The 25,390-nt window shown below is 61.0% G+C and carries 30 protein-coding genes and 3 pseudogenes; 12 read left to right on the forward strand and 21 right to left on the reverse strand.

What is annotated here, in order from left to right:
* Positions 1 to 61 precede the first annotated feature (61 nt).
* The 5 genes from VEIS_RS06785 to VEIS_RS06805 all read left to right on the forward strand — a co-directional run bounded on the left by VEIS_RS06785 (position 62) and on the right by VEIS_RS06805 (position 6,931).
* Positions 62 to 1,447, forward strand: a complete 1,386-nt coding sequence (locus tag VEIS_RS06785) for an ABC transporter substrate-binding protein (protein ID WP_011809166.1) — start codon at positions 62 to 64, stop codon at positions 1,445 to 1,447.
* Positions 1,448 to 1,492: 45 nt separating this feature from the next.
* Positions 1,493 to 2,296, forward strand: coding sequence for a glucosamine-6-phosphate deaminase (locus VEIS_RS06790; protein ID WP_232287867.1), 804 nt, complete (start codon positions 1,493 to 1,495; stop codon positions 2,294 to 2,296).
* Positions 2,293 to 3,342: an N-acetylglucosamine-6-phosphate deacetylase gene (locus tag VEIS_RS06795; RefSeq protein ID WP_011809168.1), complete on the forward strand. Its 1,050-nt coding sequence runs from the start codon at positions 2,293 to 2,295 to the stop codon at positions 3,340 to 3,342. The genes VEIS_RS06790 and VEIS_RS06795 overlap by 4 nt, the downstream gene beginning before the upstream one ends.
* A gap of 58 nt (positions 3,343 to 3,400) precedes the next feature.
* Entirely contained in the window at positions 3,401 to 4,456 is a 1,056-nt protein-coding gene (locus VEIS_RS06800) for a Gfo/Idh/MocA family protein (protein WP_232287868.1), read from the forward strand.
* 186 nt (positions 4,457 to 4,642) lie between these two features.
* Positions 4,643 to 6,931 carry a penicillin acylase family protein gene (locus VEIS_RS06805; RefSeq protein WP_011809170.1) on the forward strand — a complete coding sequence of 763 codons (2,289 nt, stop codon included), beginning with the start codon at positions 4,643 to 4,645 and terminating at the stop codon, positions 6,929 to 6,931.
* Positions 6,932 to 7,222: 291 nt separating this feature from the next.
* Here the strand turns inward: VEIS_RS06805 and VEIS_RS31510 are convergent.
* Positions 7,223 to 7,633 (reverse strand): annotated as a pseudogene (locus tag VEIS_RS31510) (SDR family oxidoreductase); the annotation flags it as partial.
* On the opposite strand from VEIS_RS31510, the gene VEIS_RS30330 reads away from it, so the two are divergent.
* Positions 7,604 to 7,867, forward strand: coding sequence for a hypothetical protein (locus tag VEIS_RS30330; protein WP_232287869.1), 264 nt, complete (start codon positions 7,604 to 7,606; stop codon positions 7,865 to 7,867). The pseudogene VEIS_RS31510 and the gene VEIS_RS30330 sit on opposite strands and share 30 nt — an antisense overlap.
* A gap of 378 nt (positions 7,868 to 8,245) precedes the next feature.
* Here VEIS_RS30330 and VEIS_RS25725 read toward each other — a convergent pair whose 3' ends face one another.
* Together VEIS_RS25725 and VEIS_RS06820 are read right to left on the reverse strand one after the other, a co-directional pair.
* A complete protein-coding gene (locus tag VEIS_RS25725; RefSeq protein WP_083758728.1) occupies positions 8,246 to 9,577 on the reverse strand; it encodes a citrate synthase in 1,332 nt (443 codons plus the stop codon).
* Between the two features lie 158 nt (positions 9,578 to 9,735).
* On the reverse strand, positions 9,736 to 10,707 hold the full coding sequence (locus tag VEIS_RS06820; RefSeq protein WP_011809173.1) for an IS481-like element ISVei2 family transposase: 972 nt from the start codon (positions 10,705 to 10,707) through the stop codon (positions 9,736 to 9,738).
* Positions 10,708 to 10,875: 168 nt separating this feature from the next.
* Between VEIS_RS06820 and VEIS_RS06825 the strand changes: the two genes are divergently transcribed.
* Entirely contained in the window at positions 10,876 to 11,931 is a 1,056-nt protein-coding gene (locus VEIS_RS06825) for an IS630 family transposase (protein ID WP_011809174.1), read from the forward strand.
* A 245-nt stretch (positions 11,932 to 12,176) separates the two neighbouring features.
* Here the strand turns inward: VEIS_RS06825 and VEIS_RS06830 are convergent, their stop codons facing one another.
* The 6 genes from VEIS_RS06830 to VEIS_RS06855 form a co-directional block, all read right to left on the reverse strand.
* Positions 12,177 to 12,734, reverse strand: coding sequence for a recombinase family protein (locus VEIS_RS06830; RefSeq protein ID WP_011809175.1), 558 nt, complete (start codon positions 12,732 to 12,734; stop codon positions 12,177 to 12,179).
* Positions 12,728 to 13,099: a hypothetical protein gene (locus VEIS_RS06835; protein WP_011809176.1), complete on the reverse strand. Its 372-nt coding sequence runs from the start codon at positions 13,097 to 13,099 to the stop codon at positions 12,728 to 12,730. Before VEIS_RS06835 ends, VEIS_RS06830 begins: the two co-directional genes overlap by 7 nt.
* On the reverse strand, positions 13,096 to 13,422 hold the full coding sequence (locus VEIS_RS06840) for a hypothetical protein (RefSeq protein WP_011809177.1): 327 nt from the start codon (positions 13,420 to 13,422) through the stop codon (positions 13,096 to 13,098). Before VEIS_RS06840 ends, VEIS_RS06835 begins: the two co-directional genes overlap by 4 nt.
* Positions 13,423 to 13,445: 23 nt before the next feature.
* Positions 13,446 to 13,841: a hypothetical protein gene (locus tag VEIS_RS06845; RefSeq protein WP_011809178.1), complete on the reverse strand. Its 396-nt coding sequence runs from the start codon at positions 13,839 to 13,841 to the stop codon at positions 13,446 to 13,448.
* A gap of 163 nt (positions 13,842 to 14,004) precedes the next feature.
* On the reverse strand, positions 14,005 to 14,382 hold the full coding sequence (locus tag VEIS_RS06850; RefSeq protein WP_011809179.1) for a HepT-like ribonuclease domain-containing protein: 378 nt from the start codon (positions 14,380 to 14,382) through the stop codon (positions 14,005 to 14,007).
* Positions 14,379 to 14,669, reverse strand: a complete 291-nt coding sequence (locus tag VEIS_RS06855; protein WP_011809180.1) for a nucleotidyltransferase family protein — start codon at positions 14,667 to 14,669, stop codon at positions 14,379 to 14,381. The genes VEIS_RS06850 and VEIS_RS06855 overlap by 4 nt, the downstream gene beginning before the upstream one ends.
* Before the next feature lie 159 nt (positions 14,670 to 14,828).
* On the opposite strand from VEIS_RS06855, the gene VEIS_RS30335 reads away from it, so the two are divergent.
* On the forward strand, positions 14,829 to 15,593 hold the full coding sequence (locus VEIS_RS30335; protein ID WP_083758729.1) for a DUF4158 domain-containing protein: 765 nt from the start codon (positions 14,829 to 14,831) through the stop codon (positions 15,591 to 15,593).
* A gap of 247 nt (positions 15,594 to 15,840) precedes the next feature.
* On the opposite strand, the gene VEIS_RS29655 is transcribed toward VEIS_RS30335, so the two are convergent.
* The 6 genes and pseudogenes from VEIS_RS29655 to VEIS_RS06880 all read right to left on the reverse strand — a co-directional run.
* Positions 15,841 to 16,170 (reverse strand): Fic/DOC family protein, encoded by a 330-nt coding sequence (locus tag VEIS_RS29655; RefSeq protein WP_321161068.1) that lies wholly within the window; start codon positions 16,168 to 16,170, stop codon positions 15,841 to 15,843.
* Positions 16,171 to 16,449 carry a Fic/DOC family protein gene (locus tag VEIS_RS29660; RefSeq protein WP_198137966.1) on the reverse strand — a complete coding sequence of 93 codons (279 nt, stop codon included), beginning with the start codon at positions 16,447 to 16,449 and terminating at the stop codon, positions 16,171 to 16,173.
* Positions 16,446 to 16,634 carry an antitoxin VbhA family protein gene (locus tag VEIS_RS06870; RefSeq protein WP_011809181.1) on the reverse strand — a complete coding sequence of 63 codons (189 nt, stop codon included), beginning with the start codon at positions 16,632 to 16,634 and terminating at the stop codon, positions 16,446 to 16,448. Before VEIS_RS06870 ends, VEIS_RS29660 begins: the two co-directional genes overlap by 4 nt.
* A 64-nt stretch (positions 16,635 to 16,698) precedes the next feature.
* Positions 16,699 to 17,163 (reverse strand): hypothetical protein, encoded by a 465-nt coding sequence (locus VEIS_RS06875; RefSeq protein WP_011809182.1) that lies wholly within the window; start codon positions 17,161 to 17,163, stop codon positions 16,699 to 16,701.
* 538 nt (positions 17,164 to 17,701) lie between these two features.
* Positions 17,702 to 17,926 carry an IS4 family transposase gene (locus VEIS_RS30340; protein WP_232287923.1) on the reverse strand — a complete coding sequence of 75 codons (225 nt, stop codon included), beginning with the start codon at positions 17,924 to 17,926 and terminating at the stop codon, positions 17,702 to 17,704.
* Positions 17,863 to 19,173, reverse strand: a pseudogene (locus tag VEIS_RS06880) (IS4 family transposase); the annotation flags it as partial. The pseudogene VEIS_RS06880 and the gene VEIS_RS30340, both read right to left, overlap by 64 nt.
* Positions 19,174 to 19,333: 160 nt before the next feature.
* Here VEIS_RS06880 and VEIS_RS06885 point away from each other — a divergent pair.
* The 4 genes and pseudogenes from VEIS_RS06885 to VEIS_RS25735 form a co-directional block, all read left to right on the forward strand.
* Positions 19,334 to 20,245: a DUF6685 family protein gene (locus VEIS_RS06885; RefSeq protein WP_011809184.1), complete on the forward strand. Its 912-nt coding sequence runs from the start codon at positions 19,334 to 19,336 to the stop codon at positions 20,243 to 20,245.
* Between the two features lie 52 nt (positions 20,246 to 20,297).
* On the forward strand, positions 20,298 to 20,624 hold the full coding sequence (locus VEIS_RS06890) for a type II toxin-antitoxin system PrlF family antitoxin (RefSeq protein ID WP_011809185.1): 327 nt from the start codon (positions 20,298 to 20,300) through the stop codon (positions 20,622 to 20,624).
* Positions 20,621 to 21,193 (forward strand): type II toxin-antitoxin system YhaV family toxin, encoded by a 573-nt coding sequence (locus VEIS_RS06895; protein WP_011809186.1) that lies wholly within the window; start codon positions 20,621 to 20,623, stop codon positions 21,191 to 21,193. The genes VEIS_RS06890 and VEIS_RS06895 overlap by 4 nt, the downstream gene beginning before the upstream one ends.
* 128 nt (positions 21,194 to 21,321) lie before the next feature.
* Positions 21,322 to 21,930, forward strand: a pseudogene (locus VEIS_RS25735) (IS630 family transposase); the annotation flags it as partial.
* 16 nt (positions 21,931 to 21,946) lie between these two features.
* Here VEIS_RS25735 and VEIS_RS06900 read toward each other — a convergent pair.
* The 6 genes from VEIS_RS06900 to VEIS_RS06920 form a co-directional block, all read right to left on the reverse strand.
* Entirely contained in the window at positions 21,947 to 22,339 is a 393-nt protein-coding gene (locus tag VEIS_RS06900) for a hypothetical protein (protein ID WP_011809188.1), read from the reverse strand.
* Positions 22,340 to 22,348: 9 nt separating this feature from the next.
* The gene (locus VEIS_RS24685; RefSeq protein WP_083758581.1) at positions 22,349 to 23,746 is read right to left on the reverse strand and encodes a nucleotidyl transferase AbiEii/AbiGii toxin family protein; all 1,398 of its coding nucleotides are present in this window, start codon (positions 23,744 to 23,746) and stop codon (positions 22,349 to 22,351) included.
* Positions 23,692 to 24,204, reverse strand: a complete 513-nt coding sequence (locus tag VEIS_RS06910; RefSeq protein ID WP_011809190.1) for a hypothetical protein — start codon at positions 24,202 to 24,204, stop codon at positions 23,692 to 23,694. Before VEIS_RS06910 ends, VEIS_RS24685 begins: the two co-directional genes overlap by 55 nt.
* Positions 24,205 to 24,272: 68 nt before the next feature.
* On the reverse strand, positions 24,273 to 24,452 hold the full coding sequence (locus VEIS_RS24690) for a hypothetical protein (protein WP_157048428.1): 180 nt from the start codon (positions 24,450 to 24,452) through the stop codon (positions 24,273 to 24,275).
* Positions 24,453 to 24,462: 10 nt separating this feature from the next.
* Entirely contained in the window at positions 24,463 to 24,912 is a 450-nt protein-coding gene (locus VEIS_RS24695; protein ID WP_011809191.1) for a hypothetical protein, read from the reverse strand.
* Entirely contained in the window at positions 24,912 to 25,382 is a 471-nt protein-coding gene (locus VEIS_RS06920; protein ID WP_011809192.1) for a hypothetical protein, read from the reverse strand. The genes VEIS_RS24695 and VEIS_RS06920 overlap by 1 nt, the downstream gene beginning before the upstream one ends.
* Between the last annotated feature and the right edge of the window lie 8 nt (positions 25,383 to 25,390).

The following is a 25,390-nucleotide window of genomic DNA, read 5'->3' on the forward strand; positions in this document are numbered from 1 at the left end:
ATGCAGACGAGACGCGCGATGGTGCATCCACAAACCCCAACCCCTGCCGGAGATACCCATCATGAAATCCAAAGCCTTGGCCTTTTCTTTTGGCGCCATTTTCGTCATCGGTCTGGCGGTTGCCACGCCGGCATCGGCGCAGGAAAGACTCAGGGTCTGGTGGGTCAAGGCTTTCTACAAAGGTGAGGACGACGCGTTGCTGGCAATGATCAAGAAGTTCCAGGCCAGGTACCCGGCAATCCAGGTCGAGTTGTCGCAATACCCGCCTCAAGACACGATTCCCAAAACCATCGCGGCGCTCGATGCGGGTGAACCGCCCGATGTCGCATATTCCGATGTCTACGACTTCCAACTCACCTCCAAGTGGGCTTACGAGGGCCGGTTGGAGGATCTCTCCGGCCTGCTCGGTCCGATGCGTGAGCGCTTCACTGCCGGCGCTTTCGAGGCCGTCCATCTATACAACGATGCGGCCAGGCAGCGTGCCTACTACGCATTTCCTGTCAAGCAGCAAACCATTCACATCGTTTACTGGAGGGACATGCTGGCCGAGGCCGGTTTCAAAGAGACGGATATTCCAAAGAATTGGCAGGACTACTGGCGCTTCTGGTGCGAGAAGGTCCAACCCGCGTACCGCAAGAAAACCGGCACTCGCGCATATGGCATTGGTCAGCCATTGGGCGTGGACTCGACCGATGCCTCCTGGTCGTTCCTGACTTTCATGGATGCCTACAACGTCAGGCTTGTCGATAACGATGGCAAGCTGTTGGTTGACGATCCGGCCGTCCGCCAAGGTTTGATCGATGCACTGACCGATTACACCTCGTGGTATCTCAAGGGATGCGTCCCCCCCTCGGCGACGAGTTGGAAGGACCCGGACAACAACGTCGCATTCCACAACAAGACCATCGTGCTTACGCACAATCCAACGATTTCCATCGCCGCCAAATGGCTCGATGACATGGGCAATTCCGTGCTGACCGATTCCCAACGGGCAACGGCCAGAAAGAATTACATGGAGCTGATTGCAGTCGCCGGCTTCCCGAACAAACCAGACGGCTCCCGAATGACTTATCGCGCATCGGTCAAGACGGGCGTCATCTTCAGGGAGGCAAAGAACAAGGCCGCAGCCAAGCAGTTTGTGGCATTTTTGCTGGACGAGGCGAATTTGACACCCTACGTGGAGGGAGCACTCGGTCGCTGGTTTCCCGTCACAAAGGCGGGCCAGCAAAGCGCATTCTGGCAATCCGACCCGAATCGATCGATGGTCCATCAGCAATTTTCAAACGGCACTACGCCCTTCGAGTTCACCAAGAACTACAAATTCACCGCCCTGAACAACGAGAACGTCTGGGCCAAGGCGATGAACCGCATCGTCACCGACAAAGTACCGGTGGACAAGGCGGTCGACGAGATGATCGCGCGCATCAAGACCGTGGCGGCGCAGTAAGCCGCCGCACCCGGCACCTGCCGGCGTGGCTGGCGTGATCGGTATGTGGCGCGCACGCTGGCAGTCGATTCATTTTGCAAAGAGATGGCGATGAAAGTAGAAATTCTCCAGGATAAACTGGCTTTGGGAAAAAGGGCTGCCGGCGCTGGCGCGAGTGCGCTGCGCCAAGCCTTGGCGGAAAAATCAGCGGCGAGCGTGATCGTTGCCACTGGCGCCAGCCAGTTCGAAATGATCGATGCGTTGATTCAAGAGCGCGGCATCGAGTGGTCGCGCGTCACCATTTTTCATCTGGATGAATATGTTGGTCTCCCGCCCGACCATCCTGCGGGTTTCCGCAACTACCTGCAAAAACGCTTGCTCGCGCACTTGCCGATGCCCAAAGACTTTGTCGCCATCGATGGCACGGCGGCCTCGATTGCAGATGAAATCACCCGCCTCAATACCTTGATCGGAATGCACGACATCGATGTCTGTTTCGCAGGTATTGGCGAGAATTGTCATCTTGCGTTCAACGATCCCCCGGCCGACTTCGAAACCCGAAGCCCCTACATCCTGGTGCAGTTGGATGAAGCGTGCCGCCGGCAGCAATGGTCTGAAGGCTGGTTTTCCACCCCTGATGACGTGCCACGGCGCGCGATCACGATGAGCGTGCAACAGATCGCGAAATCCGGAAAGATCATTCTTTCCGTCCCCGACAGGCGTAAAGCGGCTGCCGTGAAAGCGGCCATCGAGGGCGCCATGACGAAAGAGATGCCGGCTTCGTTCTTGCAAACGCATACCGATTGCACGATCTATCTCGATCCTCCCTCTGCAAGTTTGTTGCGCCATGCGCCAAGGGGGTGGCCATGACAAGGAAAGTGACAGCCGGATTGTTTGACATTCAAGTGAATGGCTTTTCCGGAATCGATTTCAACGATGCCTGTGCCATTTCGGGCGAGGCGCTCGATCACGCGCTGGGCGCGATGCTGGCAACGGGCGTGACGGCCTGTCTGCCCACGATCATCACCGGGACACGCGACGAAATGGACGCGCGCCTGCGGGCATTGGATCGGGCGGCACGCGCGAGCCGTTTGGGGGCCGCGATGATCCCCGGCTATCACCTCGAAGGACCGTTCCTGAATCCAATGGATGGCTACGCGGGATGCCATCCTGCGGATTCAATGGCTCAGCCGGACCCGGAGTGGGTGTCTTGCTTTGAGCGTGCATTATCGCGCCCGATTTTGATGGTCACTTACGCGCCCGAACGTGATGACAACGAGCGTTTCGCGAAAAGTCTGCATGCGCAAGGAAAGATTCTTTCCGTCGGGCATTCAGCCGCAGATATCGAGACTGTCGCGCGGGCAGCACATGCGGGTGCATGCATGTGCACGCATTTGGGCAACGGGGTGCCGCAATTACTGCCGAAATTCAACAACACGATACAGGCGCAATTGGGGTGCGATGATCTATGCGCCAGTTTCATTGCCGATGGCCTGCATATCCCACCGGGCGCTCTGCGCTCCATGCTGCGCTCCAAGGGATTGGCGCGCTCCATTCTCGTCACCGATGCCGTCAGTGCCGCTGGTGCCACCCGGCCTGGTGCTTATCGCTTTGCCGGTTCCGTTGTCGAGCTGGGACGCGACGGTTCGGTGCGCATTCCAGGCTCGAATTATCTGGCGGGATCGAGCCTGACCCTCGATCGCGCGGTGCGCAACGTCGTCGCCTGGACGGATGCCTGCTTCGAGGAGGCCATCGCGATGGCGACCGAGAACCCGCAGCGCATCTTGGCGAGCGCGTTCGGGCGCCATGGAATCGCAGCACAGCCCGGTGAGGTCGAGTGGAACGACAAACTGCAAGTCGTTGCCGCGCGGGTGGGCGATCACAAATACCGTCCGACATTTGACCCATCGCTCTGACTGCATACAGGAGAAAGAAATGATCCAGACGATCCAGACATCCAGGCCACGCATTGCCGTGATCGGCGCAGGCATTTATGGCAGCAGCATGCTCAAGTGTTTTTCGGCTGCGCAAAAGCAGGGAATGGTGGACTTGATCGCATTGGCAGAAATCGATGAAGAAGTTCTTCAGCGCCACACCAGGAGTTTGGGTATCCAGGGATATGCAAACTACAAGGAAATGCTGATGAATGTCCATCTCGACGCCGTGGCCATCGCAACACCCGACCATTTGCATGGCGACGCAGTATTGGCTGCGGCCGATGCGGGCTTGCATGTGCTTGTGCAAAAGCCATTGGACACCAGCAGCGAGCGCTCGCAGCGGATGATCGATGCCTGCCGCCGGCGCGCTGTCATGCTGTTTGTCGACTTTCACAAGCGTTTCGACCCCGCGCACATGCGCTTGAAAAGCGACATGCAAGCAGGCCGGCTCGGAAAGATTCAGTACGGCTACGCATGCATGGAAGACAGGATCGAGGTGCCTTCGGTATGGCTGCGCAAGTGGGCTGCGCAAAGTTCGCCCTCCTGGTTTTTGGGGGTGCATTTTTATGATCTCGTCTACTGGCTGATACAAAGCCAGCCCCGCAGGGTATATGCCGTTGGCCACAGGGGAAAATTGAAGTCCATGGGCATGGATACGCTCGACAGCATCAATGCCCGCGTCGAATTCGTCAATGGCGCAAACTTTTCATTCGACGTTTCCTGGATCCTGCCCGCCGGATTCCCGTCGATTGTCAATCAACAGCTCCGGATCGTTGGCGAAGAAGGCGTCGTGGAGATCGATAGCCAGGATCGCGGCATGTTCAGTGCCTACTCCGATGCGGTGGAAAGTCTGGTCATCAACGCTTTTGGTGCGCAAGAGTATGAGCACCCGGTGTGGGGCGCGCAGGTTCAGGGCTACACCTTCGCGTCGATGATTCGATTCATCGAACTGCTGGGGGCGATGAAAAATGGTCTCGTCACGCTCGATGAACTCAAGGGGAAATATCCCGACGGCGAGGATGCGTTGGTGTCGACCCGGATCGGAGAAGCGGTGGATCGCAGCATCGCGACCGGCGAATGGATTGCGTTGTGATGGCGCTGCTGGCGGGCAGCAATGCCCATCCCACTCCATCCCACTCCATGCCGACCGCAAAGCCGATGCGGAGGCGGTTGCGCGGGTGTCATGGGGCCGTGATGTGAATCCCGCTATCCTGCCGGAATTCCCCGCCCCGTTGGCGCAGCCGATCGGCCGAGAAACCCCGAATGAAGGACGAGCCCCGTGACACCCACCACCCGACAACTGCCCGGCCTGCGCGCCCCGGTCGACCTCTGGCGTGACGCCTGGGGCATTGCGCACCTGCGCGCCCGTGGCGCCGACGATGCGTTCTTCGCGCTCGGCCATGTCCATGCCAGCGACCGCCTCTGGCAGATGGATGCGCTGCGCCGCCGCACGCTCGGCCGCTACGCCGAATGGCTCGGGCCCAGCGCACTGCCGATGGACATGCTGGCGCGCCGCCTCGGGCTGACCGAGTGCTGCCGCCGCGACCTGCTGGCCGTCAACGACGACACGCGCGCCATGCTCGCGGCCTATACCGCCGGCGTGAACGCCTTCATCGCCACTGGCCCGCTGCCGCCCGAGTACGCGCTGCTCGGCGCGACGCCCGAGCCTTGGCAAGACTGGCATTGCATCGCGGTGCTGCGCCAGACCAGCCTGCTGCTGAACTCCGTCTACCCCAAGCTGTGGCGCGCCATCGCACTGCCGATCGTCGGCGCTGCGGCGCTCGACCGCCTGCGCATGAATGACGGCAGCGACGACCTGGCCTGCATGCCGCCCGGCGCATCGGCCGACCGGATCGCCCCTGACATGGCCGCGCTGGCCGACGCCATGGCGGCCTTCATCGGCCACAGCGACACCGAAGCCGGCGCTGGCGGCAGCAACAACTGGGCGCTGCACGGCAGCCGCACCCGCAGCGGACGGCCCCTGCTCGCGGGCGACCCGCACCGCGTGCTCGACATGCCCAACCTGTACCTGCAATGCCATGTCGCCTGCGACGAGTTCGACGTGATCGGCCTGACCTCGCCGGGCGTGCCCGGCTTTCCGCATTTCGCGCACAACCGCGACGTGGCCTGGTGCGTGACGGTGGCCTTCGTCGACACCGCCGACCTGTACCTGGAACGCTTCGAAGACCAGGGCCGGCGCTACCTGCTGCGCACCGATGCCGACGGCGGCAATGCCCAGTGGGCCGAGGTGGCGCGGCGCGTCGAGCGCATCCGCGTGCGCGGCCAGGCCGATGTCGACTGCGAGGTGCTCGTGACCGCGCGCGGCCCCGTGGTCGCCGGCGCAGCCAACAGCGGCAGCGCGCTGGTGCTGCGCCATTCGTCCGACGTGGAGGCCGACCGCTCCTTCGACTGCCTGCGGCCGATGATGCAGGCGCGCAGCGTCGCGGCACTGTTCGAGGCCAGCCGCGGCTGGGGCCTGGTCGATCACAACCTGGTGGCCGCCGACACGCAGGGCCACATCGGACACCATGTGCGCGCCAAGATACCGCGCCGCCCGGCCGCCAACGGCTGGCTGCCCGTGCCGGGCTGGCTCGACCGCCATGCCTGGCGCGGCTGGCTTGCCTGGGAGCAATTGCCACGGCAGATCGACCCCGCGGCCGGCCTGATCGTCACGGCCAACAACCGCATCGTCGAGCGGCATGACGAGTACCTGAGCACCGACTGCCATCCGCCGCACCGCGCCCGCCGCATCTGGCAACTGCTGACCGCGCTCGAAGCCGCCGACAGCGCCGACATGCACGCCGTGCACCGCGACACCGTGAGCCTGCCGGCACTGGACATCTGCGCCCGGCTCGCGCCGCTGGCGCTTGCCGAGCCGGCATCGGCGGCGTTGCGCGAGCGGCTCGTGGCGTGGGACGGCAGGCTCGATGCCGACTCCACCGAGGCCAACGCCTACGTCAGCCTGCGCCTGGCGCTGGCGCGCCAGGTCGCGCAGCGCAGCGGGCTTGGCGTCACCGATCCGGGCCTGCGCGGCAGCATTCCCCCCGGTCTCGTGCCCGAATACCAGTTGGGCTGGTGCGTGCCGCAACTGCTGCGCGCCGACGACCGGGCATTGCTCGGCGGCGCCTCGTGGAGCGAAGTACTCACCCAGGCCCTGCAGGAGGTGGCGCGCGAACCCGCAGCCGCGTGGGGTGCGCGGCATCGGCTGCTGCTGCAACACCCGCTGGCGGCGGTGTTTCCTGGCGAGACCATGCTTGCGCCGCGCGACATGGGCGCGATCGGCGGCGACAACGAGACGGTGTTTTCCGCCGGCTATCTGGCGCACCTGGGCATGCACGCGCACTACGCCTCGGTGGCGCGCTATGTCTTTGACGTAGGGCAGTGGGATGACTGCCGCTGGATCGTGTTCCACGGCGCCTCGGGCGATCCGCGCGATGCGCACTACGACGACCAGAGCGCCGCATGGCGCCGCTGCGAGAGCGTGCCGATGCACTACGACTGGGCCACCGTGGCCGGGCAGGCGGTTGCGCACCAGCGGCTCACTGGAGTACCTCCGGCTACGGTATGAGCGCCTTCGGGCGGCTGTGCGGCGCTCATGCCTGGCCGAGCGCTGCGGGGGCGGCCGCGCACGCAGCGGCGCCGGGCTGCGTGCGCCGTGGCCGGCTTGCGGAAGGACCTCCAGCGCCAGCACGCAATATCGTTGGAGCGGGCCGGGGGGTGACGGAAGGCGCGCGTGCCTGGCCTGCGCTGCGCCAGCGACGCCCCGTTTCACGAGATCACCGACTGCTGGGCGACGCCGGGCATCGACCAGCACATGCTGGCCGGTGATGCCGTCGCTGTCATCGCTGGAGAAAAAGAGCGTCGGCCGCGCAACATGGCCCGGGTCGAGGCGGATCTTCAGGCATTGCGCGTCGAGGAACACCTGGTCGGCTGCGGCATCCCGGTGCAGGGCGGTCTGCCGCTCGGTGACGATCGCTCCCGGCACGATCGCGTTGACGCGGATGTTGCGCGCGCCCAGTTCGCGCGCGAGCGTGCGGGTCAGGCCGAGGATGCCGGCCTTCGCAGTGGTGTAGCCAACCAAGCCCAGTTGTCTTCGACCTCGCGCAGGGCGATACTGCTGGCATAGTCGCGCGGACCGCGCGACTGGCGCAGCTCGTTCCAAGCGGCTGCCGCGTCGCAGGAATTCCTGGACGAGGCCCGCCGCGAGCGGCAGGTGCGCGAGATGGCGCAGGACACCCCCTTGATGCGAGCGCTCGGCCTCGCGCACCACTGGCAGCGCCTGCTGGACGAGGGGCGGTTCAGTTCCATGACCGAGATCGCGGCGGCCGAAGGCATCGACCTCGGCCAAGCGAGCAAGATGAGCCGACTGGCGCAACTGGCCCCCGACCTGATCGAAGGCATCGCCCTGGGGCGCATCGAGGTGGGCGTCAGCCAGTTGCTGCGCGGCAAGTTGTTGGCGTCCTGGCTGGCGCAACGTGAGGCGCTGGTGGCAGGCTCGCGCTGACTGCCGAGTCGCACGGTCACGCCGCCGCAGGGCGGGGTTTTTGTGCCTTCGCTGTCTCGGTCGCGCGCTCCCGAGCAGACGAAGATGCAAACCGATGGCCCGCAAACCCGCGCCGATACACGACTTCGGGCCTTGAATGCTCAAGAGGGCAGCAGAGAACAGAGAGAGAAAACCGGCGGGATGCGCGCCCGGAACGGCGACTTCGGGAGGGGTGTGCTCAAGAGGCCAAGGCGCGAAACCGCGCCAACACTGGCGTTCCGGGCAAAAAAAATCCCAACCGATAAGGGTTGGGATTTCAAATTATGGTGGTGGAATACGGAATTGAACCTAAAACCGCTCTTCAAACACTTACCTCCTGTTTGCAGAAGGTTGCACAACTCACCCAATAAGGGGTTTGTGCTCCGTTCGTTCGGCAGGAGGCACAAAGGGACGCAAATCCGATCCCACATAGAGTTGACGCGGCCGCACGATCTTGACAGCTGGATCTGTAATCATTTCATTCCAATGAGAAATCCAACCAGCAGTACGTGCCACTGCAAATTGCGCCGTAAACATAGATAGCGGAATACCGATGGTTTTGAGAATAAGCCCAGAATAAAAATCAACGTTGGGATAAAGTTTGCGCTCAATGAAAAATTCGTCATTGAGTGCAATGCGCTCCAACTCAAGCGCCATTTTAAAAAGCGGGTCGTCCTTCTTCCCATATGCTTCAAGAACCTCGTAGCAATACCGTTGCAAGACTTTTGCCCGTGGATCGTAGGTTTTGTAAACCCGGTGTCCGAAACCCATCAAGCGATACGGATCATTTTTATCCTTGGCACGCTTGATTATGGCAGGAATATTCTCAATAGATCCGATTTCGTTGAGTGTATGGAGTACGCCTTCGTTTGCGCCACCATGCAAAGGGCCCCAAAGAGATGCAATGCCAGCAGCAACACAGGCATAGGGATTCGCACGACTCGAACCTACTGAGCGCACCGTAAATGTCGAAGCATTTTGCTCATGATCGGCCTGCACGATCATCACAGCACTGAACGCGCGCACGCCAGCCGGATTGAGTTTAAATGGCTCACACGGGACAGCAAATAACATTTGCATGAAGTTTGAAACAAAATCTAGATCATTCCGAGGATAAACCAACGGCTGCCCGATAGAGTACTTGTAAGCCATCGCTGCAATTGTTGGCATTTTGGCAATCAAGCGGTGTGCCACAATTTTCCGGTGTTCTGCGTTAAATATATCAAGCTCGTCATGATAAAAAGCAGACAAGGCACCCGTCATACCACACATGACAGCCATTGGGTGAGCATCGCGCCGGAATCCACGTAAAAAATACGCCATTTGCTCATTCACCATTGAGTGATAAGTAATATTGTATTGAAACTCAGCCTTCTGACTTGGCGTTGGCAATTCACCATTCAGTAGCAACCAAGCCACATCCAAATAATCACAGTTATCAACCAAATCGTCAATTGAATAGCCGCGATATCGTAAAATTCCTTCGTCTCCATTCACATATGTGATTGCCGATTTACAAATCCCCGTGTTCATCAATCCAATGTCCAGGGTACAAACACCAGTACTTTTATGAAGATCACCAATATCCAGCATTTCCGGGCCATTGGTTGGCGTCAGAACAGGAAATTCACCTTTTTTATCAAGAAAAGGTAATGAATTTTTCTTTATATCAAGTGCGGACTGAGGTGTCATCATCTTAAATTCCTATGGTAAAAAATTGCACGCTGCTGTACATTCTTTTTTCAAAAAAATGTACAACTCCTGGAGGAGCAATCCAAATTCAAAACATTATGCTCCTTTCTTGCGCTCGACGGCTTTGCTGAGCCTTGACAATTTGGCATTCATGGCAGTTAGGTGTCGCATCCCGGACGATCATATGGCCGCTTGTGAAACAGATGCGGGTGCTGCTGATGCCACTCTTTCATGGCCTGCATAGGCGTTTTGCTGCCCAGCGCTGACTGCGGCAGTTGGTGATTGTACAAGGCCACATAGCGCAGCAAGGTCTGCTCCATGTCCTCGCGGCTGTCGAACCTGTGGGTCTTCAGGACATCGGCTATGCGACCATTGAACCTCTCGACCATGCCGTTGGTTCTCGGCGTCCTGGGCTTGGTCAGCCGATGCTCTATGTCCAGCGCCTGGCACAACTGGTCGAACTCATGGTTGCCACTGGCTTGGCGCTCGCCGCTGGCAAACAGTCGGTCGGTGAACTCCTTGCCGTTGTCGGTCAGCAACTTGTTGATCCTGATCGGGCAAGCCTTGTGCAATGTCTTCAGGAATGCCTGTGCACTGGCGGCCGTCTTGTTGGCCTTGAGCTGCACGAACACCCATCGCGTGGCCCGGTCGATGGCGACGAACAGGTAGCGCCGGCGGCTCTCGTCGCGCATCTGGGGCAGGTATTTCACATCCATGTGCACGTAGCCCGGCTCGTAGCTCTTGAATGCCTGGTGGGTCACCGTAGGCTCCCGGGACTTGAGGGCATCGAGGTTGCCCACCCCGTGGCGGCGCAGGCACCGGTCCAGCCCCGAGCGTGACACATCAGGGCAGAGGAACTCCCGCGTAACGGCCAGCAGATCATCCAGGGGCAGCAGCAAGGTGCGCCGCAGGTGGACCACCACGGTCTCTTGTGCAGGCGTGAGCACGGTCTGCAGGCGATGGGCTGTGTGACAGCGGTCCACGAAGACCTCGCGTTTCTTCCACTTGTAGACCGTCTGTTCGGTGATGCCATAGCGCTGGGCCAAGACACTGGCGGTCTGGCTACTGGCGGCTATCTCGGCACGCACGGCCGGCGTGGTGCGAGCGTTCTTGTGCAGGGCCATCGACATGGCTTGACACTCCCCGGGGTGGATTGCAAGGACTCTATCCGCTTCTGCAGGACTGCTCTGGCCATGAACAGCGGATAGCGTTTGGAGTCTATTCAGTCGTCCGGGATGATACACCTAGTGAACCATAACGTTTAAATAGATAGTAAAATTACTTCCTTGGAGGACACGATGAACTTGACCGAAGCCGAAATCGTGGAACTGCGGCAGCAAGCCAATGGAAGGGCCGTTCGAGCGGATTTGGCGCGTCGTGCGCGTCTGATCTTGCTGCTTGCCGAGGGACTGACCTGGAGCGCCATCAGGGCCAAGCTCGATTGCAATGACAGCTACATTGCTCTCTGGAGCAAGCGCTTTGCCGCTGACCGTTTGGCAGGCTTGTTTTCTCGCCATGCCGGTCGCCAACGCTACAAGGTCACCGACCGCCTTGAGGCGCGTGTGTTGGCGCGCACGACCAAGCACAAGCCCGCCGATGGTTCCACGCACTGGTCCACGCGCAAGCTCGCTGCCGAACTTGGTGGCGACATCTCGCACATGACCGTGGCGCGCATCTGGGCCAAGCACGGACTCAAACCGCATCGGCTCGAAGGCTATCTCGCCTCCAACGATCCGGACTTTGAAACCAAGGCAGCCGATGTCATCGGCTTGTATCTGAACCCGCCGCAGCATGCGGCCGTCTTCAGCGTCGACGAGAAGACGGCGATTCAGGCGCTCGATCGCAAAGACCCGGTGCTGCCGCTCACGCCGGGGCGTGCCGAGCGTCATGGCTTTGAGTACTTCAGGCATGGAACGCTCTCGCTGTACGCCGCCTTCAATACCAAGACTGGTGAAGTGCTGGGCAAGACTGCCACGCGGCATACCTCGTCCGAGTTCGTCTCCTTCCTCACCGACATCGTGGCCCATCAGCCGCGCGGCAAGGAAATTCACGTCATCGTCGACAACCTCTCGGCACACAAGACCAAGCTGGTTGACGCGTTCCTCAGTGAGCATCCGAACCTGCGTATGCACTGCACGCCGACCTACTCGTCATGGTTCAACCAGGTTGAACTGTGGTTGGCCAAGATCGAGCGCGACGTGATCGCTCGCGGCGTATTCACCTCGGTGCCCGATCTCAAGAGAAAGCCCATGCGCTACGTCCGCAAGTACGACGAGCAACCCAAGTCCGTGAAGTGGAAGTACTTCGACCCAACTCGGAGAATTACTCCTGATTCAATCATTACAGTCCACTAGGTTCCAGCGACGGACGATCGGGATGTACCTTCAGCATGGTGGTTTTCATCTTCGATGACTTGCGCAACAGCCTCACTCCCAGTCACTTCACAGACACATACACGTCGGCACCCTGTGGGCTAATCAGCTCGAAGTCGCAAGCGTAGCGACGACTCAAATCAGTGCGACCCCAAACGTGTTTCCAAATATCACGGATACCATTTGGGTTGGCAGGGGTCGTCTCAGAAAACGGAAAATAAAGCACGCTAAGCGTGCGTGGAGGCTGGCACCCAGCGGTATAGCGTCGGAATGGACACGCCGAGGTTCTTGGCCACGTCCTTGGGCAGCACACCGCTGGCCAGCAGTTCCTTGGCCGACTCGATCTTGCTGTCGGTCATCTTCGGCTTGCGCCCGCCTTTGCGGCCGAGCTGCTTGGCGACTTCCAGCCCGGCGCGGGTGCGCTCGACGGTCAGCTCGCGCTCCATTTCGGCCAGGCTCGCCATGACGTGGAAGAAGAACCGCCCGGACGGCGTGCCGGTATCGATGGAATCGGTCAGGCTCCTGAACTGGACGCCATGCTTGTGCAGGTCGCCGACCAGATCAACCAGTTGCTTGACTGACCGGCCCAACCGGTCGAGCTTCCAGACAACCAGGGTGTCGCCCTCCCGCAGCATTTCGAGCGTCTTGGACAAGCCGGGCCGGTCTGCCCGCGTGCCACTCACCTTGTCCTCGAAGACCTTCTTGCATCCGGCCTTGGTCAAGGCTTCGCGTTGCAGCTCCAGGTTCTGATCCTGCGTCGAGACGCGCGCATAGCCGATCAACATGGCTTGCCTCGCGCCAGGTCGATGCGTTCCTGCATCGCCTGCATGACTTCTTCGTGGGTGTACGACTTGGCGTTGGGGTCGTTGTCTTCCCGAAGGGCTTCCTCGACCTCGCGGGTCATGCGCTCGTCATCCTCCGGCCACAGCGCTTGCTCCATGTGCAGCGACGCCTGACCCAACGGGTGCAGCAGGCCAAACAGCCGCATGTCGTTGGTGGCGACGATATGCTCCCGAATCCGTTCCTGAATGACCTCACTGGCTCGGTGCGCCTCCGGTGAAGGTGTGCCTTCGTAGTCGGCGGGGAATTCCGCTTCCGCGGCGATCCGCGCCCAAGCGCTGGCCAGCACCTCGATGCTGGAAGCACTCATTTGCTCATCCACTTGCGCAGCAGTCGCTTTTTCAGGGAGGCGCGTTCGTGCGGGTTGTGTCCCTTGTGGTTGGCGATGCGAGCCGCTGTGGCGGCCTGGCGCTTGACGGGCCAGTAGGAGCGGCCATCCTTGCCCATCGACCAAACGCTGCTGACCTGGTTTTCCAGCAGGAGCAGATGGGCGCTCAGGGCGTCCGGTGATGCGCTGGCCAGCGCGGTGCGCTCACGGGTGCGCCAGCGCTGATGCCAGAGCTTCTTGTCCTCGCGCTCGCTGCGGCAGGTCGTGTGCCCGACGATGGGTGTTTTGCGGCGGCTGCGGCTCATGACGTGGCGGTCTCCAAGAACATTCAGGACTGATCCCAGGCGTCGATGGTCAACACCTGATCGGCAGGACAGGCGGCTAAGCGGTCGGCATGCACTTCAACCTTGCCCATCCAACCGGGTGGCTGGGCGTATTCCTCGCCCTCATCGATGCCGAAAATCCAGACGCCATCCTTGGGCGGTTGGATGCCGCCGCCTTCGATCAGCGGTAGCACGTCGGCGGCCTTTGCCGTGTAGCGGTTCGGGTAGCCACCAGCGGATAGCCTCACGGCCTTGCCCTCGCGCGTCAGGCGCTCGATCCAGCGGATGCCTTCGGCCCCTGCCTCCCACTGCGCCAAGATGGCCGCACGGCGAGCCTCCTGGTCGGCGCGGGCGCGTTCCTCCGGGCTTTGCGTCGAGACGACTATCCACCAGCCGATCATTGCGCGGACAGGAATTGAACGGTGTTCAGGCGTGTTGGCATGCTCACCACCTGTGCGCCCGTTGAAGCTCGGCTTGCAGTTCCGCGATGAAGCGATCCTGCCGCTGAATCTTTTCGGTCAGCGTTTCGAGTACCAATTCATTGGTGGACATTGCCTGCCCTCATCAGTCCATCGGGCTACGGTCTTCATCGTCGCCATCCTGGCGCACAGCGGGCAATTGCTGGAGCAACGCCGGCAGCCATTCCTGTACCGTCTCCCACACCACATCGAGGTTGATGTCGAAATAGCCGTGGGCCATGCGATTACGCATATTGCGCATGCTGCGCCACGGCACGTCGGCATGCGCCTGGGTGAACTCGGCGTAGCCATCCATCACCTTCGTGGCGGCCTCGCCGATGACGATCAGGCTCATGATGACGGCCTGCTGGGTGCGCTTGTCGGCCAAGAAGTCGTCCTTGGCCATCCCTTCCACGAAGCCGCGCGCGTCGGTTGCGGCCTGCTGGATGTGGTCGAGGTAATCGGGCAGGCGGTTTTCGCTCATACCGGCTGCGCCTCCGCGAGCACCTTGACCCGGAACTTCGGCGGCAGGTCGCCGGGGGTCAGCAGATCGACGTCGACGCCGAGCAGCGATTTCAGTTCTTCTTCCAAATCGCCCAAGTCCAACAACGTGGCACCGGGCAGCGCATCAACCAGCAGATCGAGGTCGCTGCCATCCCGGTCGGTGCCATGCAGCACCGAACCGAAGACGCGCGGGTTCGCCGTGCGGAAGCGGCCTACCGCTTCACGCACCGCGCTTCGCTTCATGTCAAGCACAACAGACGGTCGCATGGGAATCCTTTCCTCTCGAAACTCGTTGAAATTGTATGCAATCAAGAATGTAGTTTCAAGGACTATTTTCGAGAATCGCAATGCCTTGATTTCCCGTGCCGCGCCGGTTGCCTTGGCGGGCTTGTCACAAACCTACGTTTTCAAGAAGAAGGAAACCGCATACCCCGCCGTTCGATCCTCTCCACCGCCGAGCGCGAAAGTCTGCTGGCGTTGCCGGACACCAAGGATGACTTGATCCGTCACTACACGTTCAGCGAAAGCGACCTGTCCATCATCCGGCAGCGGCGCGGCCCGGCCAACCGGCTGGGCTTCGCGGTGCAACCCTGCTACCTGCGCTTTCCTGGCGTCATCCTTGGCGTCGATGAGCCGCCGTTTCCGCCCTTGCTGAGACGGCTCGCCAACCAGCTCAAGGTCGGCGTCGAAAGCTGGGACGAGTACGGCCAGCGGGAACAGACCCGGCGCGAGCACTTGGTCGAGCTACAAACGGTGTTCGGCTTCCAGCCCTTCGCCATGGGCCACTACCGGCAGGCCGTCCAGTTGCTGACCGAGCTGGCCTTGCAGACCGACAAGGGCATCGTGCTGGCCAGCGCCTTGAACAAGGGGGAAGCGCGGAACGCGCTGGCCCGCGCCGTGTTCTTCAACCGCCTGGGCGAAATCCGCGACCGCAGTTTCGAGCAGCAGCGCTACCGTGCCAGCGGCCTCAATCTGGTGACGGCGGCCATCGTGTTGTGGAACACGGTCTATCTGGAGCGGGCAGCGCATGGGCTGCGTGGCAACGGTCATGTCGTGGATGATGCGCTGTTGCAGTACCTGTCGCCGTTGGGCTGGGAGCACATCAACCTGACCGGCGATTACCTCTGGCGCAGCAGCGCCAAGGTCGGCGCGGGCAAGTTCCGACCGCTACGACCACTGCCACCGGCTTAGCGTGCTTTATTTTCCGTTTTCTGAGACGACCCCTATATACGCCTGCTGGACTGCCTTTGATGGAGGTGTAGGTGCATGGTGACATGGTGCGACTGAAAATAGGGCCTGAGCCGATCAGGCGCGGTGCTCAGAAAAGGATCAAAAGTTTGACCTAAGGGTTTCTACTGTTCACTGCCGGATAGGCAGATCAGATGTCCCGTTACGGTAATCTATTTACTGACAATTTATGAGTGACGCGACACTAGACTCATGGGTTAAAAAAAAGCTGGTCTGGCATGCCAGCGCGAATAAGGCCAGCTAAACCGCTTGAGTCGCCGTTGTAGGCTTCGATTGACGCCTGGGTCATGCTGGCCTGACTGACCCCGCTCCAGTCGATCCTGTGGCCCGCCTGCTGGGCCAGTTGCCCGATGAACTCGCGCTGCGTCCTGCCGTTCCCCTCACGGAAGGGATGAAGCACGTTGATTTCCCCGAGATAGTGGCCGGCCCGCTTGCTGAACTCGTCGGCATCGAGGCCACGCAAGAGCTGTTCCTTGGCAAGCTGCCCAAAGAGCTGCTGCGCCGCACTCTGGATCGTAATCTACCGGGCAAACATAGTGCTGCCTTTCGAGATTTCGACCTGGCGGATTTGGCCCGCCCAGTCGTACACGTCGCCAAAAAGGCGCTTGTGAATTCGCTGCAGGTGCGCTAAATCGAATTTGCCTTTAACGGGCTGCTCGCGCAATTCGCTGGCCCGCAAAAAGGAAAGGGTGGATTCGGCTTTATCGAGTCCACCCTGTTCCTTGATTCCAAGGAGATTGCGGAGAACACCCGTTTCGCTGTCCAGGTAAGGATCGCCGCGATCCCCGGCGTATTTCATGCCATTTCTAGCCGCATGCGCGCCTTGTACTGGTCCACGGCGGCACCGATGGCCATCTCGCCACGCGCCCAGCGTTCGGCGTCGGCCACGGCCTGTGCATCAGGCTCCAAGCCCTCGATGCGCTGGCTCGCAAGGGCGCTTTGCACCACGGCGCGGCGCTCGGTTTGTTCCTGCTCTGAGATCATGATTTTTGCCCCTCAGATGTAGCTGCCAAACAACATGCCATTTTAGCGCAAAACCCCCGAAATATCAGTCCTTTTTGGTACGTGCAACGGCCTTATCGGCTTTTTCCGAGTCTCGGAATGCGGCCATCAATTGCGTGTGCTGCTCCTCGAAGGCTTCGAGCTGGCCGCGCAGCCCTGCCGCCTCTTCCCGCGCCGCAGCCGCGTCCCGCTGCGCCTGGTCGCGCTCGGCCTGGGCACCAGTGAAGCGCTCGACCATGCGTGCCGCTTCCTGGGCGGCCGTCTTGCGCTGCTCCTGGTGCGCCTCTGCTTGTGACTCCGCATGGGCCTTGACGCCGGCCAGCTCGCTCCGCAACGCCTCGACCTGGACCTGGACCTGGCGCAGTTGGTCGGCCAGCTTCCCGTTGTCGGCGGCCAGCGCTTCGGCATCGCGCCGCGTCCGGGCCACCTCTTCCCGCAGGTCGGCCACCCGGCGCTCGATTTCCTCGGCGCGTCCCTCGGCCACGGCGGCCCGCTGCTGCATGCCCAGCAAGGCGGTGCTCCAGCTTGGCCACGGGCAGAGCCTCAACCGCCCATCGTGGCCCCCTGGCCAGCGCCGGCCCGGATTCGTCTATCGGCGTACATTTCGCCTTCTTGCCAAACTGCGCGAATTCGTCTATCGCGGCACGCTTCTCTCGTCTATCGGCGCACATCCTTGCGCGACAAAACTACCGGAAAACCCGCGTCAGCATTGGATTTTTAGCCCGGCAACATCAAAAACGCTTCTTTTGCTGCCACGCTGAAAGCATCCGACACGGCCCAAAACACTCGTCTATCGGCGTACATTTGGCCACTTATCCACAGAAAATGCGGCCGATTCGTCTATCGCCGTACAAACACTCGTCTATCGCGGTACGCTTTTTTCGTCTATCAGTGTACATGGTTCTCGTCTATCGGCGTACATGCTACTTGGAGAAATCATTGCGTGACAAGGACTTACGATCTCTTATCCACAGCGTAACACGCGCGCGCGTGTTAACGCCTTTTTATTTAACGTTTTAACACCGCCGAAGGGGGGTATACCCATGCCCTTACACACAACTTCCCCCTGCATCCTGAAGCAAGCGCATATGCTCAACACCCTGCACAAAATCCCTGACCCGGGCAAAGCCAAGCCAGAGGGATTTGACGCCGGGCTGTCCATCGCACTTGCGGCCCAGGAAGCCGCCGAGCATGGCGATTTGCCGGATGACTTCACGAATGGTCGGTGGCTGAGTCGGTGGTTTTTTCTTTGCCAAAATGTACGCCCCTTCCACTCTGCCTCGGTCAACAGCGCACTGGCGCTCAAGTCTGGATGGGTGCGCCCCAGTCTGACCAAGCGCGCCAGGCGCCAGGCCACGAGCATATACACGGCCAGCGCCAACTCCAGCTTGGCCACGCTGCCCAGTTGCAGGGCTTCGACACGGCAGCCGTTTTTGAGCACGTTGAAAAACGTTTCTATTTCCCAGCGACAGCGGTACCAGTCGATCCACTCCACCACCTCGGCAAAGTCGCTCGCCATGCGATTGGTCAGCAGATGCCATTGCACCGCCTTGCAGCCTGCCGGCGGGTTCGTTTCCTTGGCCACTACGCAGGTCACCGTCAACTGGCCACCCGCCCCATCGGGAATGTTCAAGGCGCGCGCCCAAATTTGCTGGCGCACCACGCGGGCAGCCTCGGCGGTGCGCGCTGCCAGGGTGAATTCAATCTCGCCCAAGGGCGCATCCTCCATGGTTTGCGCCCACAATTTGCTGCCGTCGGGCAAGGTGCGGTTGTGTTTCGAGCGAATCAGCCAGTCCGCCGGATGCCCCAGATCGCGGGCGCGGCGCATCATTTCAACGATGTCCGCTTCACGATCGCCCACGCAAACCAGGCGCGTATCGGTCAAGGTTTGCGCCATCTCGCCGATGCGCTCGTAAGCCTCGCTCCAGCGCAGACTTTCCCGCACACCGGCTCGCGTGCCATCGTCCGCCTTGGGTGTGCGTGCCCACATCCGAGCGTCGGTGATGCCCAGCGGTTCGCGTTCGGGCGTGACGGCATAGGTCGGGTGCAGGTACATGCCGCGTTGAGCTTCGTAGGACAAGGGCCCGAGGCCTTCGATGCTTTGCCCGTTGAAATCCAGCTCGGTGGTGTCTTGCAGGCACAGCACGACGCGGTGTTGTCGCATCCGTGCTGCGGTGCGCTCGATGTGCGGGGCCAACACCGTTTCCCATTTCAAGGGCCGTTTGGCGTTGTTGGCTTGATCGAAAAATCGATACGCCCCTTGCGTTTCGCTCCAATCCGGACATGCGCCAGGAATGCTGGCTGTGGGTTTGTCGGCAAATCGCTCCGTGAGTTTGATCAAGCGGTGATTCAAGCGCGCATCTCCCAACTGCGCTCCTGCAAATTCTTCTGCGGCCCATGTCATTGCGGTCTCTCTCGTCTGAAAATGAATCAAGCGGGAAAAAGGTATACCAGACTGAACTTCTCGTCTATTGCTGGCATGGGCGCGGGCTTCAAGGAGGAGGGTTGTGTGTAATGGCATGCGCTCAACGCCATGGTCAGAACTCGCAAACCTTGGGATAAATCGCTTCACGGCGCTTGACTCGGAAGACGGTTACTCAAAAGACTTGAACAAGGGCAGGAATTAAAATTGCAGTTGCACGATAAAAAAGATCACTTCTCCCTTCTCGGGAGGTGAGGATATGCAGGCACTGCTCAAGCGCGTCGTTGACGGCATCCGTGAGGACTTCGGCCAGCCGGTCAGCCTCTGCCGTATGCTGGCCGCGCATCCGCAGACGCGGGCCGCACTGGAGGTTCCTGCACCCTGCATTCACGCCAGCAGCGTGCCTCGCTGGCACGAGCTGGGGATGTACCCCCCACTGGGAGGGCCGCGCCGCCAGCGCGGCTTTCTGCTGGGCTGGCACGCCATTGATGGGGGATGGCAGAGCTTCCACCTCATCCGCGCCGAATACGCGCAGATCGCCCACTGCGAGATCGAGCAGGGTTGGTGCTGCGACGTGACCGACATAGACGGCTTCTTGGCCTCGAAAGCAGACCTGTGGGCCTTCTCCAGCACGGAGGCCATGGCCGAGGCCCGGTGCCAGTGGCTGATCTCCGAGATCACGCCGGAGCGGCTGGCCAAGAGCCTTGCGCACAGCGAAATTCGCATCATCCATTCCCCAGGAACCAGCGACCACTTCACCCGATACCTGTGGGATGGGCGCCTCTGGCTCATGAACGATGGTGGCTCGCACCACACTGCCGCCGCCAAGTACCTCTCGGCCCGCCTGGGCCAGCGCGTGCCGCTGGAGGGCACGCGCTACACCTACTCGCTCAACGCGCTCGCCATTGCCTCGCTGCGCCGCGACTTTGAGATGTTCGTCATCAGCAACGAAGACGCGGGCACCCAGGCCTTTTTCGAGGCCATGCGCGCCTTTCGGGCAACGTGGCTATGGCACCCGCTGCCGCGTCCCTACGAGAGCGCCAGGGCGGTTCTGCTGCCCAGGAGCGAGGCCCGCTCGATGCGGGTAGCCGACGAGCTGCGCAGCGCAGGTATTGCCGACCTGGGCGCGCACCTCGCAGCCCTGTGCGCCCGTCAGCAGCAGGCCCATTGACCGGGCAATGCGATTGCATTACCATCCGGGCATTCACCCCGGAGATTCCATCATGCCGACCGCACTTGAAGCTGAGTCGACCCTGACCGACCGCTACCAAACCACGGTTCCAGAAACCGTCCGCCGCGCGCTGCGCCTGGGCAAGCGCGACAAGATCCACTACGCGATCCAGCCTACCGGCGAGGTCGTCCTGACCCGCGCCGATGCTGGAGAGGATGATCCTGTTCTCGGGAAGTTCTTGGAATTCCTGGCCCGTGACATTGCCGAGCATCCTGAGCGTCTTCAACCCCTGACTGTCGGCTTCGTTCAGCGTGCCCAAGAGCTGGCCGCTGGCATCGAGGTCGATCTGGATGCGCCGCTGTCGCCGGAAGACGAATGACTCGCACCCGCCATGTTGGTGCAGGCGTTCCCCTGTCCCGCTTGCCCAACTTTTCCGAGAGCACTCCCCAGGATCAAGACGCCCATGTGGTCATCCATGGCTGGAGGGTTTTTGCGTACCCACTGTTTCTCGAACGGTTTGAGGCCTTGATTCAACAGGTGGACGAGCTGCGGGCGAAAGACCCCAGTGGCTACGCGAAGAAGAATGTGGCCAAGAGGTACAAAGCTGTCACGAAGCTGGCATTCGACGTGATCCCGCAAGACCCGGCACGGCCTGAATACCGGCAGGGCAACACCCTTGGCGCGGAAAACAGGCACTGGTTCCGGGCCAAGTTCTTCCAGCAATACCGGCTGTTCTTCCGATTCCACGCGCCCAGCAAGACGATTGTGCTTGGCTGGGTCAACGACGAAGCCACCAAACGCGCATACGAGAGCGATGATGACGCATACCGGGTGTTCGCAAGGATGCTGGCCAGCGGCCACCCGCCGAGCGACTGGGAGCCGTTGCTGGCCGAGGCCCGCGCCCAGGGAGCGCGGCTGCGCGGCCTCGTGGGCGACGTGCCCCGCTGACCTTCAAGCGCTGGGACTGGTGCTCTTGTCCAGGCCCATGCTGGTGTCACGGCGCTTCGCTGCGCCGTTCTTCACGCAGCGCGGGCAGTAGTCCAAGTCGCCAGGGAAATGCTAATGGGGTTTGAGCTTTAAAAAAAACTCTGCACGCCAGCGAGCAAGAGCGTAAGGATGTGCAAGCGGATCGGGTTGCATGGAAGGAAAGCCAGCCAGCACTTGACGCAACAAAGCTTGTGTTCCTTGATGAGACGGGCACATCCACCAACATGACCCGCACACGAGGCCGTTCGCCGAAGGGACAGCGTTGCATAGCCAGTGTTCCACATGGTCACCGGAAAATCACCACCTTCATTGCCGGCTTGCGGGTGAACGCCGTGACCGCCCCGATGGTCCTGGATGGCCCTATGGATGACAAAGCATTCTTGGCCTATGTACAGCAATTTCTGTGTCCTACGCTGCGCCTTGGTGATATCGTGATCGCTGATAATTTGTCCAGCCATAAAGTCTCTGGTGTGCGTGAGGCCATTGAGGGGGTTGGCGCAACATTGCGTTATCTTCCGCCTTACTCACCAGATTTGAACCCTATCGAAAAATTCTTTTCCAAACTGAAAGCCCTGCTCAGGAAAGCTGAACAGCGTACTGTCGATGGACTTTGGAATACCATCGGGCACCTGCTTGATTGTTTTACACCACAGGAATTATCCAACTACTTTTCATTTTCTGGATATGTTTCTACTTAAATCAAAAATTCTCTAATTAGACGCCAGCAAGTGCGCGCGCTTTGTCTTCGTCCGCAGCATGGATCACGATGAAATCGTCGCTCATCCACGAGTACGGCTCGCCGTCCTCGGTGGCCTGCGCCGTGCCATCGGGCCATACCCGATAGGTCAATTGCTCATCGTTCCCGACAGGGGAACTCGCAGACGCAGATACAAGGAGTTGAGCCCACATCGACCGCCGACCGTCCATGTTGGACTGCTCCCCAACCACCCCACGCAGCCTCGTTTCGTCAAGGGTGACGCATCGGAAAAGGACAGCTTTGCAGGCATAGTCCCCGCCTTCCGCGATGAAATTCGCCACCTTCCTTGGTTCCAGTCCCATCATTCGCAGTGCGGTGCGGAGCGCGTCAATTTCCATTTGCTTGTCCATGCTTCGCCCTCACATTGAAAATCCCCGATCACGATCCACGCCCTGCGCAACTCGCGCGGCGCTGTCGATTCGCTCGCGCAAAGCCGCTTGCTGCTGATCCGTCAGCGCGCCAGGACTTGCACTTGCGATGGCCCGGTACACCTCGTCGGCGGGCTGCTGATCGTCCGTGAGGCTCTTGGCAATCACGGCATCCTCCACCTGTCGCCAATCCACCCTCGGCGCCTCAGCGGCCTTCTTGATCGCCTCGGCGCCGATCTCCGCGAAGGTCAGCAGCGCGCCGGTAGCCATGGCCTTGATTCCCTCCAAGCCTGCGGCCCTGTGCTCCTGCTCCGCGCTCCAGGCAGGAGCCGTAGCCGGGGCCATGGCCTGCTTGCAGGCGTGCCGGTTCACCAAGTGAAGGGCAGGCAGCTTGGCAAGGCCCTGTTGGCCAGCCCTCGGCCTTTCCGCCTCGATTCCGGCGATGCGCTCGCGTAGGGCGGCCTGCTGACCCGGACTTGCCGCGCCTGGGCTGTTGCTGCCCAAGGCATCGGCAATGCTGTCCAGCGACTGTCCACGTTCGAGGCATTCCCGGATGGTCTTTTGCTCGACTTGACGCCAATCGACTTCATAGGCGTTGCCGCCGCCCGCCTTCATGCTCTCCACCGCCTCATCGGCGTGCTTCCAGAAGGCGCGCACAGCGGGGTCTGCGGCACCCCGAAGCGCCGGAAGGCCCTCGACCCGCTGGTCGATCTCCGCGCGGCTTGCCGCGATCTCCCGGGCCGCGTAGTGCATCCTGAGCGCAAGGTCTTCCAGATCGACAAGATCGGGAATCAGGTCATCCTCGTCGTAGTCCGCTTGGTATCTGGACTCCAGCGCACCAGGGTCTTCGGCGAATGCCTGCAACCGCGAGGCGAGATCGCCCGTGAAAGCGACGGGCCAGCGGCGGGCCGCAAAATCAAGGTCGTACAGATCGCGCACTTTCGCACGCGGATCATGCCCGTCATGTGCCGCCTTTAACTTCTGGTCGATGATGCGGGGCAGAGACGCCACACGGATGCCATGGACAGATCGCACCTCCGAATCCGGTGTCGGCGTCCGATATGAGACTTCCAGTTTCAGAGAGCGAGGGCCGTGCTCGGTATGGTATTTCGCCCGGTAGCGCGTCACGGTGCCCGTGTCTTTCAGGGCGGCCACGTCATCGAGCGTGATGCCCATCGGCACGCTGCGCTGGATTCGGGATTCCAAGTTGAGTTTGTGCGGCGCGTCGAAATCCAAGTCCTCGGAGAAGCGGCTAAGGTCATAGGCCAGCAGCAAGGCGGTGCCGCCTTTCAGCACGAGCGGCGTGTCGCCGATCCCTTTCAGGATCGACCGCATCAGCCGCTCGTGGGCCTCGTCCCTGGGGGTCGAATCGCGTTCTTGCTCTGCCATCGAAGCACCTTGTCTTTTTGCTCTGCGGTGAGGTGGCCGAGAGCCTTTGCCAACAGGTCGAAAACCTGCTGCTTGTCGCCGTCGCGTGGCATCCAGTCGTCCAGGGTCACGAAATCGGGCTGATCGCCGCGCATCACCGCTGCCAGCACGAGATCAGCGCAGGCGCGCGCGTGGCTTGCGGCGTAGGCGAGCGTGCTCTCATGAGGAATGCCCAGTTCATCGAGCGTGGCAGTGCAGTCATAGACCCCAGCATCCCCGAGGATCGCGGTCGTATCCGTTGGGCACCCAACGCCGGAGATGAACGAGCGGGAACGCTTCTCCCGTTGCCGAAAGAACGTCTGCTCCATGTGCCAGTCGCCCGTTCCCGCTGGCGACGGCAGGTTGAGCGCGGCCATGCCGCCGAGGTAGCGGCGCCGCGAGGTAGCAGGCACCGTGATCGGGGAAAGCGTGGTGTTCATCACCGTTCACCTCCTTCATGCTGCGACTGAATAAGTGCGGCGCAATTATTACGCACTAATAGCAAAACCTACAGAGGCGCTGTTCCCTTTGCCACGAACTGCTCCGCGAGTTTTCGTGGCAGGCCGTAGAAGCCCATGTGTCCTATGGCGGCATCCACCCAGTCGCCGCCAAACGCATCGTTCGACAACACGGGGCGCAGGGCCAGGATCGGGAACGCATGCTCCGCTCGCGCATGCGGGTAGAACACGGCCATCCAGTCAGGAAAGAGCACGGCCCTGGGCCTCGTCCCCTTCCCCGGTGCTCTCGATGGTGAAGGGGAGGGCGAGCACACCGGGCATCGCCTTGATCTTGGCGCTCGGCAGGCTGTCAGCGACCCAATACGCTATGCCATCAAAAGCGCCCGCAGGAACATCCAGCAGCACAAGCAGCTTGGAGCCACCCCACACGATGCCTGGGGCCAGTTCCACGTCTTCCTGGCCTTCAACGCCCAGCCCAGGCACGTCGCGCACGTCGAGACGGGTGGCGAAGTGCTGGAGCAGGGCGACCATCTCCATCGTCACAGGCACGTCCCGCGCTTGCAGCGGGCTGCGTCCCATTACCCGCAACACCGATGCCGCGTCACTCCCCTGCCAGTCGCCGCACATGGCCGCGTCCGTCAGGGAGGCGATCACCGACCGGATCGCCACGGCCTGCATCGAGTCGGCCATCAGATGCACTTGGCGCTGGAGAGAACCAGCCTTGTGACCTGATTGGACTTTTGCATCTGCGGATCGGCGATCACGTCCTTGCTGATGAGCGCCTTCGTGCCCGCCGTGTACGGCCCGACCACGACAGGCTCGGTACGGATCGCGGCCCCGGCATCATTGAACATGGCCACGTTGAAGGTCAGCATGTTCTTGCAGCTCTTGGTGTAGGTCACATCGCCGAGCAGCTTGTCGTAGAACTTCGACGCGGCGGGGCCGGGGATGCCGCTGCCCTCGCCCTTGCCGTAGGAGAGGTTGACCGTCATGCCTTTGGGCAGTGCCGATGCGTCCACCGTCTGCTTGCCGTACAGCATCTCCGTCCAGCCGGAATTCATCTTGCGATTCGTGCTCTCGGCCCACTGGTCGTAGCCCGCGCAACCCGCGAGCACTGAGAACGACGCCACGACAGCCGCAGCCTTCCACATTTTCGCCATCATTACCT

This window comes from Verminephrobacter eiseniae EF01-2, assembly GCF_000015565.1.
In the GTDB taxonomy this organism is placed as follows: Bacteria; Pseudomonadota; Gammaproteobacteria; order Burkholderiales; family Burkholderiaceae_C; genus Acidovorax; species Acidovorax eiseniae.

Bases quoted from the DNA above. Each gene is read 5' to 3' on its own strand.
- VEIS_RS24695 (WP_011809191.1), bottom strand. From the start codon at position 24,912: ATGGCCGACTCGATGCAGGCCGTGGCGATCCGGTCGGTGATCGCCTCC.
- VEIS_RS06850 (WP_011809179.1), bottom strand. From the start codon at position 14,382: ATGAGCGAAAACCGCCTGCCCGATTACCTCGACCACATCCAGCAGGCC.
- VEIS_RS06855 (WP_011809180.1), bottom strand. From the start codon at position 14,669: ATGCGACCGTCTGTTGTGCTTGACATGAAGCGAAGCGCGGTGCGTGAA.
- VEIS_RS06835 (WP_011809176.1), bottom strand. From the start codon at position 13,099: ATGAGTGCTTCCAGCATCGAGGTGCTGGCCAGCGCTTGGGCGCGGATC.
- VEIS_RS06910 (WP_011809190.1), bottom strand. From the start codon at position 24,204: ATGAACACCACGCTTTCCCCGATCACGGTGCCTGCTACCTCGCGGCGC.
- VEIS_RS25725 (WP_083758728.1), bottom strand. From the start codon at position 9,577: ATGACACCTCAGTCCGCACTTGATATAAAGAAAAATTCATTACCTTTT.
- VEIS_RS06785 (WP_011809166.1), top strand. From the start codon at position 62: ATGAAATCCAAAGCCTTGGCCTTTTCTTTTGGCGCCATTTTCGTCATC.
- VEIS_RS06825 (WP_011809174.1), top strand. From the start codon at position 10,876: ATGAACTTGACCGAAGCCGAAATCGTGGAACTGCGGCAGCAAGCCAAT.
- VEIS_RS06840 (WP_011809177.1), bottom strand. From the start codon at position 13,422: ATGAGCCGCAGCCGCCGCAAAACACCCATCGTCGGGCACACGACCTGC.
- VEIS_RS06845 (WP_011809178.1), bottom strand. From the start codon at position 13,841: ATGATCGGCTGGTGGATAGTCGTCTCGACGCAAAGCCCGGAGGAACGC.
- VEIS_RS06830 (WP_011809175.1), bottom strand. From the start codon at position 12,734: ATGTTGATCGGCTATGCGCGCGTCTCGACGCAGGATCAGAACCTGGAG.
- VEIS_RS06870 (WP_011809181.1), bottom strand. From the start codon at position 16,634: ATGATCTCAGAGCAGGAACAAACCGAGCGCCGCGCCGTGGTGCAAAGC.
- VEIS_RS06920 (WP_011809192.1), bottom strand. From the start codon at position 25,382: ATGGCGAAAATGTGGAAGGCTGCGGCTGTCGTGGCGTCGTTCTCAGTG.
- VEIS_RS06885 (WP_011809184.1), top strand. From the start codon at position 19,334: ATGCAGGCACTGCTCAAGCGCGTCGTTGACGGCATCCGTGAGGACTTC.
- VEIS_RS06895 (WP_011809186.1), top strand. From the start codon at position 20,621: ATGACTCGCACCCGCCATGTTGGTGCAGGCGTTCCCCTGTCCCGCTTG.
- VEIS_RS06900 (WP_011809188.1), bottom strand. From the start codon at position 22,339: ATGGACAAGCAAATGGAAATTGACGCGCTCCGCACCGCACTGCGAATG.
- VEIS_RS24685 (WP_083758581.1), bottom strand. From the start codon at position 23,746: ATGGCAGAGCAAGAACGCGATTCGACCCCCAGGGACGAGGCCCACGAG.
- VEIS_RS06890 (WP_011809185.1), top strand. From the start codon at position 20,298: ATGCCGACCGCACTTGAAGCTGAGTCGACCCTGACCGACCGCTACCAA.
- VEIS_RS29660 (WP_198137966.1), bottom strand. From the start codon at position 16,449: ATGAAATACGCCGGGGATCGCGGCGATCCTTACCTGGACAGCGAAACG.
- VEIS_RS06820 (WP_011809173.1), bottom strand. From the start codon at position 10,707: ATGTCGATGGCCCTGCACAAGAACGCTCGCACCACGCCGGCCGTGCGT.
- VEIS_RS06795 (WP_011809168.1), top strand. From the start codon at position 2,293: ATGACAAGGAAAGTGACAGCCGGATTGTTTGACATTCAAGTGAATGGC.